The organism is Clostridium sp. AF34-10BH (assembly GCF_003478095.1).
In the GTDB taxonomy this organism is placed as follows: Bacteria; Bacillota; Clostridia; order Lachnospirales; family Lachnospiraceae; genus Acetatifactor; species Acetatifactor acetigignens.
On the sequence record NZ_QUEC01000013.1, the window covers coordinates 33,739 to 49,054 of the forward strand.

The 15,316-nt window shown below is 47.0% G+C and carries 14 protein-coding genes and 1 riboswitch; of the genes, 7 read left to right on the forward strand and 7 right to left on the reverse strand.

Annotation, left to right across the window (positions count from 1 at the left end; all coding sequences use genetic code 11):
- Positions 1-231: 231 nt before the first annotated feature.
- On the reverse strand, positions 232-1,446 hold the full coding sequence (locus DWZ61_RS10115; RefSeq protein ID WP_117467615.1) for an IS256 family transposase: 1,215 nt from the start codon (positions 1,444-1,446) through the stop codon (positions 232-234).
- A 285-nt stretch (positions 1,447-1,731) separates the two neighbouring features.
- On the opposite strand from DWZ61_RS10115, the gene DWZ61_RS10120 reads away from it, so the two are divergent.
- The 4 genes from DWZ61_RS10120 to DWZ61_RS10135 all read left to right on the forward strand — a co-directional run bounded on the left by DWZ61_RS10120 (position 1,732) and on the right by DWZ61_RS10135 (position 4,090).
- Entirely contained in the window at positions 1,732-2,469 is a 738-nt protein-coding gene (locus tag DWZ61_RS10120; RefSeq protein ID WP_147326703.1) for an ATPase, read from the forward strand.
- Between the two features lie 38 nt (positions 2,470-2,507).
- Complete coding sequence (locus tag DWZ61_RS10125; RefSeq protein ID WP_182427048.1) at positions 2,508-2,807, forward strand: Dabb family protein; 300 nt, start codon at positions 2,508-2,510, stop codon at positions 2,805-2,807.
- 182 nt (positions 2,808-2,989) lie between these two features.
- Positions 2,990-3,496 (forward strand): GNAT family protein, encoded by a 507-nt coding sequence (locus DWZ61_RS10130; protein WP_118538402.1) that lies wholly within the window; start codon positions 2,990-2,992, stop codon positions 3,494-3,496.
- A gap of 36 nt (positions 3,497-3,532) precedes the next feature.
- On the forward strand, positions 3,533-4,090 hold the full coding sequence (locus tag DWZ61_RS10135; protein WP_118538344.1) for an NUDIX domain-containing protein: 558 nt from the start codon (positions 3,533-3,535) through the stop codon (positions 4,088-4,090).
- A gap of 311 nt (positions 4,091-4,401) precedes the next feature.
- Here the strand turns inward: DWZ61_RS10135 and DWZ61_RS10140 are convergent, their stop codons facing one another.
- The 6 genes from DWZ61_RS10140 to DWZ61_RS10165 form a co-directional block, all read right to left on the reverse strand.
- Positions 4,402-5,250, reverse strand: a complete 849-nt coding sequence (locus DWZ61_RS10140) for a hypothetical protein (RefSeq protein ID WP_022312838.1) — start codon at positions 5,248-5,250, stop codon at positions 4,402-4,404.
- A gap of 199 nt (positions 5,251-5,449) precedes the next feature.
- Positions 5,450-7,045 (reverse strand): extracellular solute-binding protein, encoded by a 1,596-nt coding sequence (locus DWZ61_RS10145; protein WP_118538346.1) that lies wholly within the window; start codon positions 7,043-7,045, stop codon positions 5,450-5,452.
- Positions 7,042-7,920, reverse strand: a complete 879-nt coding sequence (locus DWZ61_RS10150; RefSeq protein WP_022153394.1) for a carbohydrate ABC transporter permease — start codon at positions 7,918-7,920, stop codon at positions 7,042-7,044. Before DWZ61_RS10150 ends, DWZ61_RS10145 begins: the two co-directional genes overlap by 4 nt.
- Before the next feature lie 17 nt (positions 7,921-7,937).
- On the reverse strand, positions 7,938-8,831 hold the full coding sequence (locus DWZ61_RS10155; protein WP_118538348.1) for a sugar ABC transporter permease: 894 nt from the start codon (positions 8,829-8,831) through the stop codon (positions 7,938-7,940).
- A 15-nt stretch (positions 8,832-8,846) separates the two neighbouring features.
- A complete protein-coding gene (locus DWZ61_RS10160) occupies positions 8,847-9,953 on the reverse strand; it encodes an ABC transporter ATP-binding protein (RefSeq protein WP_118538350.1) in 1,107 nt (368 codons plus the stop codon).
- A gap of 29 nt (positions 9,954-9,982) precedes the next feature.
- Positions 9,983-10,732: an FRG domain-containing protein gene (locus DWZ61_RS10165; RefSeq protein WP_022153391.1), complete on the reverse strand. Its 750-nt coding sequence runs from the start codon at positions 10,730-10,732 to the stop codon at positions 9,983-9,985.
- A 196-nt stretch (positions 10,733-10,928) separates the two neighbouring features.
- Between DWZ61_RS10165 and DWZ61_RS10170 the strand changes: the two genes are divergently transcribed.
- From DWZ61_RS10170 to argS, 3 genes are all read left to right on the forward strand, one after another.
- Positions 10,929-12,467 (forward strand): alpha-amylase family glycosyl hydrolase, encoded by a 1,539-nt coding sequence (locus DWZ61_RS10170; RefSeq protein WP_118538352.1) that lies wholly within the window; start codon positions 10,929-10,931, stop codon positions 12,465-12,467.
- 146 nt (positions 12,468-12,613) lie between these two features.
- Positions 12,614-13,276, forward strand: a complete 663-nt coding sequence (locus DWZ61_RS10175) for an epoxyqueuosine reductase QueH (RefSeq protein WP_118538404.1) — start codon at positions 12,614-12,616, stop codon at positions 13,274-13,276.
- A 160-nt stretch (positions 13,277-13,436) separates the two neighbouring features.
- Positions 13,437-15,203: an arginine--tRNA ligase gene (argS, locus tag DWZ61_RS10180; RefSeq protein ID WP_118538354.1), complete on the forward strand. Its 1,767-nt coding sequence runs from the start codon at positions 13,437-13,439 to the stop codon at positions 15,201-15,203.
- Positions 15,204-15,211: 8 nt separating this feature from the next.
- Positions 15,212-15,312, forward strand: a riboswitch (cyclic di-GMP riboswitch).
- Positions 15,313-15,316: the final 4 nt, after the last annotated feature.

The following is a 15,316-nucleotide window of genomic DNA, read 5'->3' on the forward strand; positions in this document are numbered from 1 at the left end:
GAGAGAAGGAAAAGTAGAAATAAGCCCCGGGGAAGTCAAGAAGCCGGGGCGTGAGAGGAAGAAAAGTAAGAATAAGCCCCGGAGAAGTCAAGAAGCTGGGGCGTAGGAGAAAGAAAAGTAAGAATAAGCCCCGGGGAAGTCAAGAAGCCGGGGCGTAGGAGAAAGAAAAGTAAGAATAAGAGTCAAGTCCAAATTTGTGTGTACATTCATCTTCCAGCTATGTTAGTCCGTCTATGCTGCCTTTATCTTCAGGAGATTTGATTGAATGGAGCTTAGTTTGTCATAGTACTCTTTCATATCAAAAATTCTGTGACCGACACTCCAATCATTATGATCATCCTGAAGAACTGCACCAATCAGTCGAATAATAGATTCCGTATTAGGGAAAATCTGAATGACCTTTTCTCGTCTTCTGATCTCTCTGTTTTCACGCTCTATTATGTTGCTGGTTCTTAATGCAATACGATATTTTGAAGGTAATGCCATGATTGTTATGCTATCTTCAAACCCTTCATCAAGGACAACCATTGCTTCATTTGCAACGTCCTGATATTCATCGTATATTGATTCTTTTAGTCGACGGGCTTCTTCAATAGTAGTTGCATTGAACATATCTCGCAATTCAGAAGCTAAACCAGTGCTATATTTTTTGGGACACTTATCTATGATATTTCTAGTAAAATGAGCCTGACAACGCTGCCATGAAGAACCAGAGAAGCATTCCTTTATTGCTTCAACAAGCCCTGCGTGTGCATCTGATATCACAATATCCACGCCACGTAAGCCACGACTTTTAAGACTTTCAAAGAAGTCCTTCCAGGTGTTTACTTTCTCAGAATCGTATACTTCAAAACCGAGTACTTCCTTGTGACCTGTATTGTTTATCCCAATAGCGACAAACAATGCTTTGGACTTGACACGATGATCTTCGCGAACTTTTAAATATATCGCATCGACAATAATAAATGGATAATGTTCCGGCAGTAAACGTTCTTTAAAATGTTTAATTGGAACATCAAGTTCCTTACAAATTTCAGAAACAGTAGATTTAGAGAAAGACTCTCCACAGAGTTCTTCAGTTACTTTTTTGACATTTCTGGTTGATATACCCTGCACTACCATTTCCATCATGGTTGTAATTAAAGCTTGCTCATTACGCTGGTAATTCTCGAATAAGGAAGTCTTAAATGGGACATTACGATGTCTAGGAACTTGTAATTCAATCTTTCCGATGCGAGTGGTTAATGACCTTGTCCGGGTTCCGTTTCTGTAATCAGAACGTTCCTGCGAACGTTCATAGTTATTAGCACCAAGTTGTTCGGTAGATTCAGCTTGAAGAACCTGATTAAGTAAAGCTTCCATAAGTTTGCCAAATGCTTCATCCTTAGTTTCTGAAAAAAGTCCTACAAAAAAATCACTATCTAATGTAAAATGTAATTGAGCCATGGGTTTCGTCCTTTCAATTATGTTTTGTGTGGTAACTTAATTATAACTGAAAGATGAGCACTTGGCTCTTTTTATATAGATTTGTAATTTACACCATTATATAGACTTTATCAGAATAAGCCCCGGGGAAGTCAAGAAGCCGGGGCGTAGGAGAAAGAAAAGTAAGAATAAGCCCCGGAGAAGTCAAGAAGCCAGTGTGCAGAAGGAGGAAAAGTGAAAACTACACGCGAAAATATAAAAAACAGAATAGAAGAAATTAATAAGGAATTAGAAAAGATAACAAAATTGGACAAAAAATTTCCGCAAGGAGAATTGCAATGCTTCAAAAATGAAAACCGCTACAAATGGAAAGTAAAAGAGGAAAATGGAATACGCTATCTTCCGAAAACCGAAAGAAATCAGGCAGAAATACTGGCATTGAAGAAATACTATGAGTATAGAAAAAAGGAATTGGAGAGTGAAGCAGCGGGATGGGAAGCCTACTTGAAGAAGACAGACAAGATGAAAATAAACTCCGAACATCTATTAAATCATCCGGAATATGGAAAATTGCTGGCTAAGAATTTCAGACCATTGGATAAGGAACTAGAGCGGTGGCAGGAGGAACCCTATGAAAAATGTACAAAGCATCCGGAAAATTTATTGGTACAAGGAACGCATGGGAAGATGTTGCGGTCTAAATCAGAAGCAATTATTGACAGAATGCTATATCAAAATAAAATACCGTTTCACTATGAAGAAAAACTGGTTTTGGATGGAATAATTTTATATCCAGATTTCGTGATACGACATCCCTTTACGGGACAATATTTCTATTGGGAGCACTTTGGGATGATGGATAATCCGGATTATTGCAATCATGCTTGTGACAAAATAAAGCTATATTGCCGACATGGTATCATTCCTTCGGTAAATCTGATTCTCACCTATGAAACAAAGCAGTGTCCTCTGAATGCAGACAAAGTAGAAATGATCTTGCAGGAATATTTTGGTTGTAGCAAATGGGATGCCGTGGTAGGATAAAACATATCAGTAATAGTAAAATAAGGGGGATATGCAAAATGAAGCACCTGATCATTGTAAAATTTAAAGAGAATATATGGAACCGGGAGGATGCGGCGAGCAGGGAGATGCTTGCGGACATAAAGAAGATCTTCAATCGGACGAAGCAGATAGAAGGCGTTCATACGGTGAACATTTATGAAAATGTGACACCGAGACCGAACCGGCATGATCTGATGATCGAGATGGAAATGGATCCGGAGGCACTGTCTGTGTATGATGCTTCCGCAGATCATCAGGAATGGAAGGCAAAGTACGGGAAGTATATTCAGACTAAGGCCATTTTTGATTACGAATAAAAGAAAATCAGCATGAAAGAATACCAACATCTGATCGGCAGGATAATCATTGTGGCAGCTATTGTGATTGCGGAAGATTGACCGCACATGCACTGGAGCAGCTGAATGGAAGTATTGGTGCAGGTTTTAATACGATTGCAAGTCAGATCCATTAACAGATGACAGAAGGGCTGGAGGCAGCTATGGAAGAATTTGATATCAGAGAAGCTACACCGGAAGATGCGGAGAAGATCATCGCATATTTAGCGCAGGTAGGTGGAGAGACAGATTATCTGTCCTTTGGAAAAGAAGGGCTTCCTATTTCGACAGAAGAGGAAGAGAAATTTATACAGAATATAAATAAGGAGGAACATTCCGTTCTCTATGTAGTATGGAAAAATGGAGAGATTATCGGAGATGCCAGTCTAAGCGGATTTTCCAGAAGGATGAGCCACCGCGCCGAATTCGGAATCTCTGTGGTCAAGTCGGAATGGGGGCAGGGAATTGGCAGTGCTCTATTGCAAAAGATTATTGATTATGCAAAAGAACATACGATAGAACTGATCAATCTGGAAGTTAGAAGCGATAATATACGAGCTATTCATGTCTATGAGAAATATGGCTTCCGGAAAATCGGGACCTCGCCGGCGTATTTTAAGATCGACGGGGAATACTACGATTTTGATCTGATGGTATTAGATCTTAGATAGGAAAGCTACAAAGAAACACAAAGGAGCCATAACACCATGGAATTTTTTGACATCGTAGATGAAAAAGGCATTCCCACAGGGGAGAGCATAGAACGCACACAGGCACATAAAAAGGGTGTCCGCCACAGAACCGCCCATATCTGGATCGTGAGGGAACAGAACGGAAAAGCCCAGCTGTTATTGCAGAAACGCTCTGCAGAAAAAGACAGCTTTCCGGGGCGGTTCGATACTTCTTCCGCCGGACATATTCAGGCGGGGGACGAGCCGGAGGAATCTGCAATACGGGAACTTCACGAAGAACTGGGAATCCAGGCATCTAAAGAGGAATTGCAATTCGCCGGATGCTTTGATATTCAATACGAAAAGGAATTTCATGGAAAAATGTTTCGGGACAACGAGGTTGCATTCGTCTATATGTACACTAAGCCGGTAGATGCTGCGAAGCTTATCCTGCAAAAAGAGGAAGTGGAGAGTGTGGAGTGGTTCGATATGGAGGAACTGGATACCGCATTGCAGCCGCCTAGAGATCAGCGATTCTGCGTCCCCACGGAGGGCTTCCGGATTGCTAAACGTTGGTGGGAGAGCAGAAAATAAAAGCTGAACGGCACGCATAAGCAGTAAGTCCCGAGAAAAGAATTGTCGCACAGTTGACGAGGGCGGGGAATTTCGGCAGACAGAGGCCGGGGATGTGCAGGAGTACATGGTAGAAGATAAGCAAAGCATAAGAGTGGACAATAAAAAGAGGGTATGGAAAGAGAAAAATCCGTGTGTATAAAAAATGGATGTACGGATGGATCTGGAGGATCTGTTTACCAGACTGGTGATTAATTACGGGAAATAACAAAAGAGCTGCCCTCATAATGAGGACAACTCTTTTATGTTAATAAGATTTTCACCAGATGAAATTACTTCACAGTCACGGAAGTGATGTGAGGGTTCACACCTTCGTACCAGTACAGGAAACCTTCCATATCGATGGTGTCACCGATCTTTAAGTTCTTTACAGCGTTGTAAACATCGGTGGTGTTGTCGCACAGATAAGACTCAACGGTGAAGGTATAGGTCTGACCATTCAGAGAAACGTTGAAGTACAGGTCGTTACCGTCTTCACCGGAACCATCGTAGTTGTACAGGAAAGCAACATCATTGCCGGTGGCATCCTGGCTGGCTTCTACAGTCATACCCTTGAAAGCTACGAACTGGTTCTGATAGTTGATCAGATCATCAGTACCTAACAGATCGGTCACATCGGTAACGGGAGCGATGTAGCTGCCCTCTTCGATCTCGAAGGTAGCACCTTCAGCAATCTCTACTTCACCGGACCACTCGGTCTTATAACCGGTTACTTTGATCTTGGTACCGGGTACCAGCTTAGCATAATCCTCTTCGGAACATACGGAATTGTAGATGAAGTAAGCACCATCCTGATCCTGGGTGTACAGGGTAGCCTTATCTTCCCACCAGGACTGTTTAGCCTGAACATAAGCCTCGATCACAACTTCGGAATCGAGATCAGCAGCCATGTACTCTTCGTAGGTCATAACACCCTCGGACTTCTCATCAGCAACAGCTTCAGCAGCCTCGGTAGAAGCTTCCGTAGCAGCGGCTTCGGTAGTAGCGGCTTCGGTAGTAGCAGCCTCGGTGGTGGCAGCAGCGGTAGATTCAGCAGCAACGTCTGCATTGCTGTTTCCACATGCAGCGAGAGACAGAACCAGAGCCATAGCCATGGTTAATGCAAGTGTCTTCTTTTTCATAATAATCCTCCATTCCTGCGCTTGTGGCGCATATGGGTCTGTGCAGATACACAGACATCTCCTCAATTTATCCGGCGCATTCAGACACCGAACAGTTCCATTATACCTGAAACGTAAGATAAATCAAGGCTTTTTGCAAAAAGAGCCCCATGCGCAGGATAATACCACCAGATATTATCTTACGAATGGGGCTGAAAAATTACTTCTTTCTGTTTTTTAAATATTCCCGCCCTACATACAGGAGGATCAGAACCCAGGTGACTGCAAGTGTGCTTAACAGGATCACGGAAGCCCGGGGCATGGCACCCAGTTCCTTTTTGCCGAAGGAGGCATCACTTCCCTGACCGAGACGGTACAGGCTTTCTACATCGCTGTAAAGCTTTTGTATGTAGGTATCATCCACAGTCTCTTTTCTGCGGGTGGACTTCACCACGTTTTCAATCAACTGTCCGGAGGCATCACGTAAGGATGCGGAACCGTTAAATACCGGTGTAACGAAGGTGTTGTCTACGTTGTCAAGCAACAGTTTGGAAGCCTCAATTTTCACCGCATAATGCGTACTGTTATCCGCACCGCATTCGGACAGATAATCCTGATACTCTGCGGAGTTCTGTGCCTTAGAGGTTACAGGTACATAGCCTTCTGTCTCGGAATAAGCAATCTGCACATCGTTGGTGAGCAGATACTGGGCAAACAGCCAGGATGCCAGTACTTCCTGAGAGTCTGATTTATTGAAGACGCAGACGGAAGGACCCTGAGAGATCATTTCGGGATGCTCCGGGTCAAACTGGGGAATCATCCGCACGGCGGTCTCAAACTGCACCAGAGAATCCTCGCTGATATCCGACAGCGGAGCGTCCGTACCCATCCAGGTGGCTCCGGCGGTGGAATCAATGGCGAAAATACATTGCCCGGCATTCAGGAAGTTCGCAGGATAACCGGAGATCTTGAAGGTGGAAAAGGCACCGCTTTTTACATGTCCGGCAATACCATACAGGAGATCCGTGGTAGTATCGTTGAAAAGTTCAATGCTGCCGTCAGCCGTGGAATATCCCGCATTCTTTTGCTTTAACATCTGGATCATCATGTTATCGGTGGACTTGTAGATAAATGGGATCAGTACATTCTGCCCGTTGACCACATAGGTGCCGTCCGCATTTTGGGCGGTGGCAGCCTCGGAGACTTCCCAAATGAAGTCCCAGGTCAGTACATCCGGCAGAGTATATCCAAGATTTTCCACGTAGGTCTTATTCACGTAGCAGGCCTCGGTGGAACGCATGTAAGGAACGGCATAGTAATGACCGTCGATGGAGCATTCATTCAAAAACTGAGGAATGACTTCTTCTCTGGCAGGACCGTCATAGGCAAGCTCCGTGCCGCCCAGACCGTATTTTTCATCGGCAAACAGGTCATCCAGAGGAACTACGGTATTCTGCCCGGTGAGGTAGGTGGCAATGTGATCCGGGTAGGTGATGCAGACATTGGGTGTCGTATTGGTGGAAATATTGGTAATGACATCGTTGTAAATTTTGCCGTAATCCGTGTATAGATTCAGGTTCACCGTGATATTGGGATACAGGGCTTCAAAATCCGCAATGGCTTTCTTGTAGATTTCCGTCTGGGTTTTGTTGGTATCATTTTTCGCCCAGAAGGTGATCTCATAGTTCCTGGAAGTATCGAAATCCTCAGGAACAGTGAATTCCGGCAGACCTTTCGAACCATGGCAGCCGGTCAGGGACAGAGACAGAGTGCCCACGGCACATAATAATGCCAGTTTTTTGCTGAATCGACTCATCCTTTGGTACCTCCTCTGGCAACGCCTGCCATGACTTTTTTACGGAATACGAGGAACAACACCACCAGAGGAACGGAAATCACGACCACCGCAGCCATCATGGCGGGGATGTTCTCTCTGCCGAAACCATTCTCACGGATCTCCTGGATGCCGTTGGATACCAGATAGTAATCCGGATCATCGGTGATCAGTCTGGGCCACACATAGGAGTTCCAGCATTCAATAACCTTCAGAATCACGATGGTGATCAGCGTGGGTTTGCAGATGGGCACCATGACCTTGCGCAGATATCGCAGATCGGAAGTACCGTCTACCTTGGCGGCATAATACAGCTCGTCCGGAATCTGTGCGAAATTCTCCCGCAGCAGATAGATATAAAATACGCTGGTCACGGAAGGCAGGATCAGACCGGTGAAGGTATTGCGCAGATCCAGATTCGTGATGGTGGTGAAATTCGTAATGACCACCAGTTCATTGGGAATCATCATCAGAGATAAAAATAACGTAAAGATCAGATCTTTTCCGGCAAAGTTCAACCTTGCAAAAGCGAAGGCTGCCAGGGTGATGACCACCAGCATGATGGCAGTGGTGACCACGGTGAAAAACAAAGTGTTCCACAGGTATCTTCCCAGAGAAACAGTGGTAAAAGCGTCCACGTAGTTCTGCAAAGTGGGAGACAGGGTGAAAAACTTCGGAATATATTCTGCATTATAGGAGCCGTAGCTTTTTACGGAGGTCAGTACCATCCAGTAAAAGGGGAACAGTACGATCAGCGCCCACAGACACAGAAAAAAGTAGATGACCCCATTGCGGATATTGCCGTGGATCCGGGTGCGTTTCTCGATTCTTTCATAATCAGATGTAACATCAGACATCACAAAGACCTCCTTTCCTATACATAGTGGACATGCTTTTTGCTGACCAGCAGATTGATGCAGGTGATGGTCAGGACGATGGCAAACAGCAGGATTGCCGCAGCGGAAGCATAGGAAGGATATCCGCCACTGTCGCCGTAGAGCATGTCGTAGACGTAGCCGACGATAGTATTCATCTCTGCGGCATTTAAGTTCGTGCCGAAGAGTGCCACGGCATCACTGTAGGCTTTGAATGCGCCGATAAAGCCGGTGATGATCAGGTAGAATACCATGGGGGAGATCATGGGCAGTGTGATCTTGGTGAACATCCGGAAACGGGAAGTGCCGTCCACTCTTGCCGCATTGTAGTATATGGGGTTCACACTGGCGAGAGCACTGGTCAGGATCAGGATCTTAAAGGGCATAACGATCCAGATGGTGTAAAAGCACAGCACGAACATTTTCACCCAGTAGGGCCCGTCGATGAAATCCACGGAGCTGCCGCCGAAAAACTGGATCAGTAGATTGATCAGACCGTCGGAGTAAGGAGTCTTTTTGAAAAGAATCATGAAGACCAGACCGACCGCCAGAGTATTGGTCACATAGGGCAGGAAAAATATGGTCTGGAACAGATCCCGCAGCGGTTTGATGGAGCTTAAGGCGGCGGAGATCAAAAGCGCCAGTCCGGTGGAGACCGGAACGGTGATGATGACCAGAATAAAGGTATTTTTCAATGCCTGTAAAAAGTACGGATCGTGGAGCACATAGGAGTAATTGTACATGCCTATGCCGTAAAAGGTCTGGGATGCAGAATTGTAACCCTCTTCAAAGGAGTACACGAATACGTCGATAAGAGGATAGATCATAAAAGCACCCAGGAACAGGAATGCCGGCAGGAGATAGAGCCAGGCTTTCAGATTTTGCTTTTCCATAGGATATCTGCCTTTCTAGAAACGGATGCGTTCTTCGGTGTCGGTACTAAAGAGAAATACTTTTGCGGGCTTTAAGGCAAAATGTACTTTCCCGGTGGGAAGAGATCTGCCTTCGTCCGCATCAATGATGGAACGGATGGTAACGTTCTGGGATTTCTCATGGGTGGAAACAATACTCACATCCCGGCCCATGACTTCCAGACGCACCAGGTCACAGGAGAGCGGTCCGTCCTCTTTTAAGATGAAGCCTTCCGGGCGGATGCCGACATGCACGGGCTGATCCGATACTCCGGGAGTGGACAGGACAGCTTCGGAGCCAATATATAACTGCTCATTTTTTACCTCACCGGAAAATACATTGATGGGAGGTGTGCCGAGGAACTTTGCAACGAACAGATTCACGGGATCATCATATACGTTCTGGGGCTTGCCGATCTGCTGTACGATACCGTCCTTCATCACGACGATCATATCGGAGATGCTCATGGCTTCGTCCTGATCGTGGGTAACGAAGATGGTGGTGATCTGCGTCTCCTGCTGGATCCGGCGGATCTCTTCTCTGGTCTGGAGACGGAGTCTGGCATCCAGATTGGAGAGAGGCTCGTCCAAAAGAAGAACGCGAGGCAGCTTGACTAAGGCTCTGGCGATGGCAACACGCTGCTGCTGACCGCCGGAGAGCTCATTGGGTTTGCGCTCTAACAGGTGATCGATCTGTACCAGCTTTGCCGCTTCCAGCACGCGCTTACTCATCTCTTCTTTGGAAAGTTTGTCAGCACCCTTCAGATTCTCTAGAGGGAACTGAATGTTTTTTTCCACAGTGAGGTGGGGGTAGAGGGCATAGTTCTGGAACACCATGCCGACACCGCGGTTCTCGGGCGGAAGTCCGGTGACATCATCTTCGCCGAAAAAGATTTTGCCCTCGGTGGGTTTCAGCAGACCGCAGATCAGATTCAGGGCAGTACTTTTGCCACAGCCGGAGGGACCTAAGAGTCCGATCAGCTTGCCGTCGGGGATCTCGAAGTCGAAGTCATTCACGGCAATGACATCCTCGCGATTCTTCCTGCCGCGGACAGGACCGCGGGCGGGGAATTTCTTGGTCAGATGCTGTAATACGATTTTCATGTGTATATTTCCTTTCTTAATTAATGAATCTAAATCCCATAGGAGTCCTTCAAATCACTGGATATATGATCCAGGTCGGGGTATACGAAGCTTTCGGAGATGCCGAATACCCGCAGGCTTTCTATAAAGTATTGTTTCCGCCCGGAGGGAATAATGATCTTATACAGCATATTTTCATCGCAGATGTCTTCCAGACGTTCCAGAGAGTTATGTACGGTGAAGTTGGAGTACTGGGAATACATGCGGAGGTTGTTTTCTGTGGAGCTGCAAGCCAGGATCTTGTTTTTCAATTCCGGATTGTGGTGGTTGTGTTTGAAGGCGGGCAGCAGCATTTCCTGGGTGGTGTCCGCATCAATGGGATAGATGCAGTTGCCGAAGCCTTCCTTCTCGTTCAACAGACCCGGTGTCAGTACCCAGACGCAGGCATCGGTGTCTGGAGTCTCCCGGTAAGTCTCCGTGGCGAAAAATACGGCGATCAGGGGAGACTGAGTCCAGTCTAACATTCTCGTGGGCAGACCGTAGTGCTGCATCAGGGAGACCCAGCCGGCGTAATTGTGTTTGTCGGGAGGATTGTCCAGGATCTGTCTCGCCCGGATATAGAAATCATTGGCAATATAGCGTTCGGAGTCCAGTCTTTTCTGGCTTCGTTGGATGGAAGGGATCAGAGTCAGATCCGCGTTCTCTTCCCCGCGGAACCAGAGGCGGACGCCGTGCTTTTGGCGTAACGTACTGACGAACTGCAGGAGTTCATCGATGGTGCTTACTTTTTGTGTTAACATGATAGACCTCGTTCTTATTTTATCCTAGTTGGATGCCTGCGGATTGTTTTGTGCTATTCGCATATCGGGGCATCAAGCTACTTTATTATAGATGGTTTTTCTCAGTTGTACAAGTATCCATTCTGTGGTATGGTAAAAGAAAGAATACGGAAAACGTTTTTATAATAAAAATAAAGCACACAGGAAGGAGTACACTATGGCAAAATGGCTTGATAATGCAATCTTTTATGAAATTTATCCCCAGTCTTTTCTGGATACCAATGGTGACGGTATCGGTGATTTTCAGGGTATCATAGAAAAACTGGATTATATTAAGGAACTGGGATGTAATGCGATCTGGATGAATCCCTGTTTTGCATCCCCCTTCGGAGACGCAGGCTATGATGTGGCGGACTACTATCAGGCAGCTCCCAGATACGGCACCAATGCGGACCTGAAGCGCCTGTTTAACGAAGTACACAAGCGGAATATGCATATCCTGTTAGACCTGGTGCCGGGACATACATCTGTGGCACATCCCTGGTTTAAGGAGTCCTGTAAGGCAGATCGTAATGAATTTACTGATCGTTATATCTGGACCGACAGCACCTGGGGACAGTTGGAGAATATGGGAAGTCTGTGCGGTATCTCCGAGAGAGAGGGCTCAGTGATCGTGAACTTTTTCGCACACCAGCCGGCACTCAATTACGGATTTTATAAAAAGACACAGGACTGGCAGCAGGATCCCGATGATCCGGGTCCTAAGGCAACACTTGCTGAGATGGAAAATGTCATGCGGTTCTGGATTGGCATGGGTTGTGACGGCTTCCGTGTGGATATGGCAGGTTCGCTGGTGAAAAACGATGAGGACGGCAAGGGAAACATCGCTCTGTGGAGAAAGGTAAGAGCGTTCCTGGATGCGGAGTTCCCCGACGCAGTGCTGGTATCCGAGTGGGGAGAACCGGACAAGTCCCTGCAGGGTGGCTTCCATATGGACTTTTTACTTCATTTCGGACCGTCTCATTATAACGATCTGTTCCGCTGCGAGGAGCCTTTCTTCTCCGGAAGAGGAAAAGGTGATGTGGCAGCCTTCGTGGAGAAATACAAGGAGAATTATGAAAAAGCGCAGCGGAAAGGTCTGATCTGCATTCCTTCCGGCAACCACGATATGGACCGTCTGGCGAGAAGTATTCATGGGGATGAGCTAAAGGTGGCATTTGCCTTCCTGCTGTCCATGCCCGGTGCCCCCTTCCTGTATTATGGGGATGAGATCGGTATGCGTTATGTGGAAAATCTGCATTCCGTAGAGGGCGGTTACGGACGTACCGGTTCCCGCTCGCCTATGCAGTGGGATCATACCACCAACGCCGGCTTCAGTGCGGCACCGAAGGAAAAGCTCTATGTAAAACAGGACGAGGCTGCAGATCGTCCCACGGTAGAGGCCCAGATGGCAGATCCGGATTCCCTGTACCATGAGATCCGGAAACTGATCGATATCCGTCAGGCGCACAGCGCATTGCAGAGCCGTGGAGAGATCGAGTTCGTCTATGCGGAGGAAAAGCAGTATCCTCTGGCGTATCTGCGCAGCGACGACAAGGAGAAGATCCTTGTTATCATCAATCCGGCGGACAGAGAGGTCAGCTTTGACGGAGACTGTGCGGTGAAGGAAGCTCTGTATACCTTCGGCGACGAAGCAACATTTGCAGGTGGAAAGGTTACCGTGCCCGGGGGCAGCGCCGGATTTTATCTGTTGTAATTGTGTGAATGTGCCTTGTGAAAATGGATGATCTGTCCGGCATAGTGGATGATTTGCGTAAAAAATATTGCGGATTGTCCGGTGAAGTATGCTATAATGAGCGCAGGCAATGGGCACTGCGAGAGTATTGCCGGAAAGAGAACCGTATGAACCAGGTAAATTATCAGAAAGAATTAGAGAAAATTTTAAATACCTTACAGGAGAAGGGCGAGGCAGCGTCGGATTACCGACCGCCCCGCCTGTTTCTGCATAGCTGCTGCGCACCCTGCAGCAGTTATTGTCTGGAATATCTGTGCCGTTATTTTTTGATCACGGTATTTTATTACAATCCCAACATTTCCTTTTCGGAAGAATATCGAAAGCGCGTGGCGGAGCAGAAGCGTCTGATCGCAGCTTATAATAAAGAAGAAAAGGGCTGGCCCATCGACATCGTGGAGGGAGATTATGAACCGGAGCGTTTTTATGAGATGGCGAAGGGGTATGAGAACTGCCCCGAGGGAGGAGAGCGGTGCTTCCGCTGCTTCGATCTGCGGCTGCGTAAGACGGCGGAACTGGCGTTTGCCGGAGGCTTTGATTATTTTGCAACGACCCTGACCATCAGCCCTCTGAAAAATGCGGCGAAGATCAATGAGATCGGGCAGGCACTGTCCGGGGAATATGGTATCCCCTGGCTGCCCTCGGATTTCAAGAAAAAGAACGGGTATAAGAGATCCATCGAACTGTCCGCAGAGTATGAGCTGTACCGGCAGAATTACTGCGGCTGTGCCTTTTCCAAGGCGGAGCGGGAAGCACAGATTATAAATGCGTAATTGCGTCTTGCGGGATAGGGGATTTTAGGATATAGTAGAAATATTGAAAACAGCGCGGCAGCGTGAGAGATAGAACTTGTGACTGCACAAGATATTCCGGTACATTACAGGAAGTAACGGAATACCGGCAGATTACTGAAAGGTATGAGGATTGACTGACATGAAGAAATTTTTAGAAATGCTGACAGAGGAAATGCAGCAGGCATTTACCGCAGCAGGCTATGACGGAAGCTTAGGAAAAGTAATGCTTTCCAACCGTCCTGACCTGTGCGAATATCAGTGTAACGGCGCCATGGCGGGAGCCAAGCTGTATAAAAAAGCCCCCATCATGATCGCAAACGACGTGGCAGAGCAGTTAAAAGACAGCAAGGTATTTTCCGAAGTGGTGGCAGTAGCCCCCGGATTCCTGAACCTGAAGGTCAGTGAGGCATTTTTGCTCACCTATTTACAGGGCATGGAGGCAAATGAAAAATTCGGTCTGGAGAAGCCCGAACATCCCAAGAAGATCATTATCGACTACGGCGGCCCCAACGTGGCAAAACCTCTGCATGTGGGACATTTACGTTCCGCAGTGATCGGTGAGAGCGTAAAACGCATCAGCCGCTATGTGGGACATGAGGTTATCGGTGATGTGCATCTGGGTGACTGGGGATTACAGATGGGTCTGGTGATCACCGGTTTACAGGAGAGACAGCCGGAACTGGTATATTTTGATGAGAACTACGCCGGGGAATATCCCGAGGAAGCTCCGTTTACCATCAGTGAACTGGAGGAAATCTATCCCGCAGCCAGCGCCAAGTCCAAGGAAGATCCCGAGTACAAGGCAAAGGCCATGGAAGCAACCTTCAAATTACAGAGCGGTGTCAGAGGATATCGTGCGCTGTGGAAGCACATTATCAATGTGTCTGTGAACGACCTGAAGAAGAATTATTCCAAATTAAACGTAGAATTCGATCTGTGGAAGGGAGAGAGCGATGTCCATGACATCATCCCGGAAATGGTTGCCTATATGAAGGACAACGGTTATGCGCACTTAAGCGAGGGTGCACTGGTGGTGGATGTCAAAGAAGAGACCGACACCAAGGAGATCCCTCCCTGCATGATCTTAAAGTCCGACGGGGCCTCTCTGTACAATACCACAGACCTGGCTACTATTATGGAGCGTATGAAGCTGTATCATCCCGACGAGCTGATCTACGTGGTGGACAAGCGTCAGGAATTGTACTTCGAGCAGGTATTCCGCTGTGCCCGCAAGACGAAATTGGTAGAACCCGAGACCGAGCTGAAGTTCTTGGGCTTCGGTACCATGAACGGCAAGGATGGCAAACCCTTCAAGACCAGACAGGGCGGTGTTATGCGTCTCGAGAATCTGATCAAGGATACACAGGATGAGATGTACAAAAAGATCAAGGAAGGCCGCGACATGGAGGATGCCGAAGCGAAAAAGGTAGCGGACGTGGTAGCTATCTCCGCATTAAAATACGGTGATCTGTCCAATCAGGCATCCAAGGATTATGTTTTTGATATCGACCGTTTCACCTCCTTCGAGGGAGATACCGGCCCCTACATCCTGTATACCATTGTGCGAATCAAGTCTATTTTGAATAAATACAAGGAGCAGGGCGGAGACCTGACCGCTGTAAAATTACAGCAGCCCGGTAATGCGTCCGAGAAAGAGCTTGCCATGGAACTGGCACAGTTCAATACCATGATCGCTACCGCTGGAGAAGAACTGGCACCCCATAAGGTATGTGCCTATATTTACGATCTTGCCAATGCGTTCAACCACTTCTACCATGAGACCAAGATCTTAGGTGAAGAGAATGAGGAGCGTAAGCAGGGACTGGTAGCACTTTTAGTGCTGACCAGAGATATCCTGGAGACCTGTATTGATATGCTGGGATTCGAAGCTCCGGAGAAAATGTAATAAAAATAATATCTATTTAGTAAACCCGCTGAAAAACGGGGACACAAAGCCAGATGGGTCTAAGGTCTGAACATAGAGAAAAATCAGACTATGACAGCCGGTTGCAGCAGATT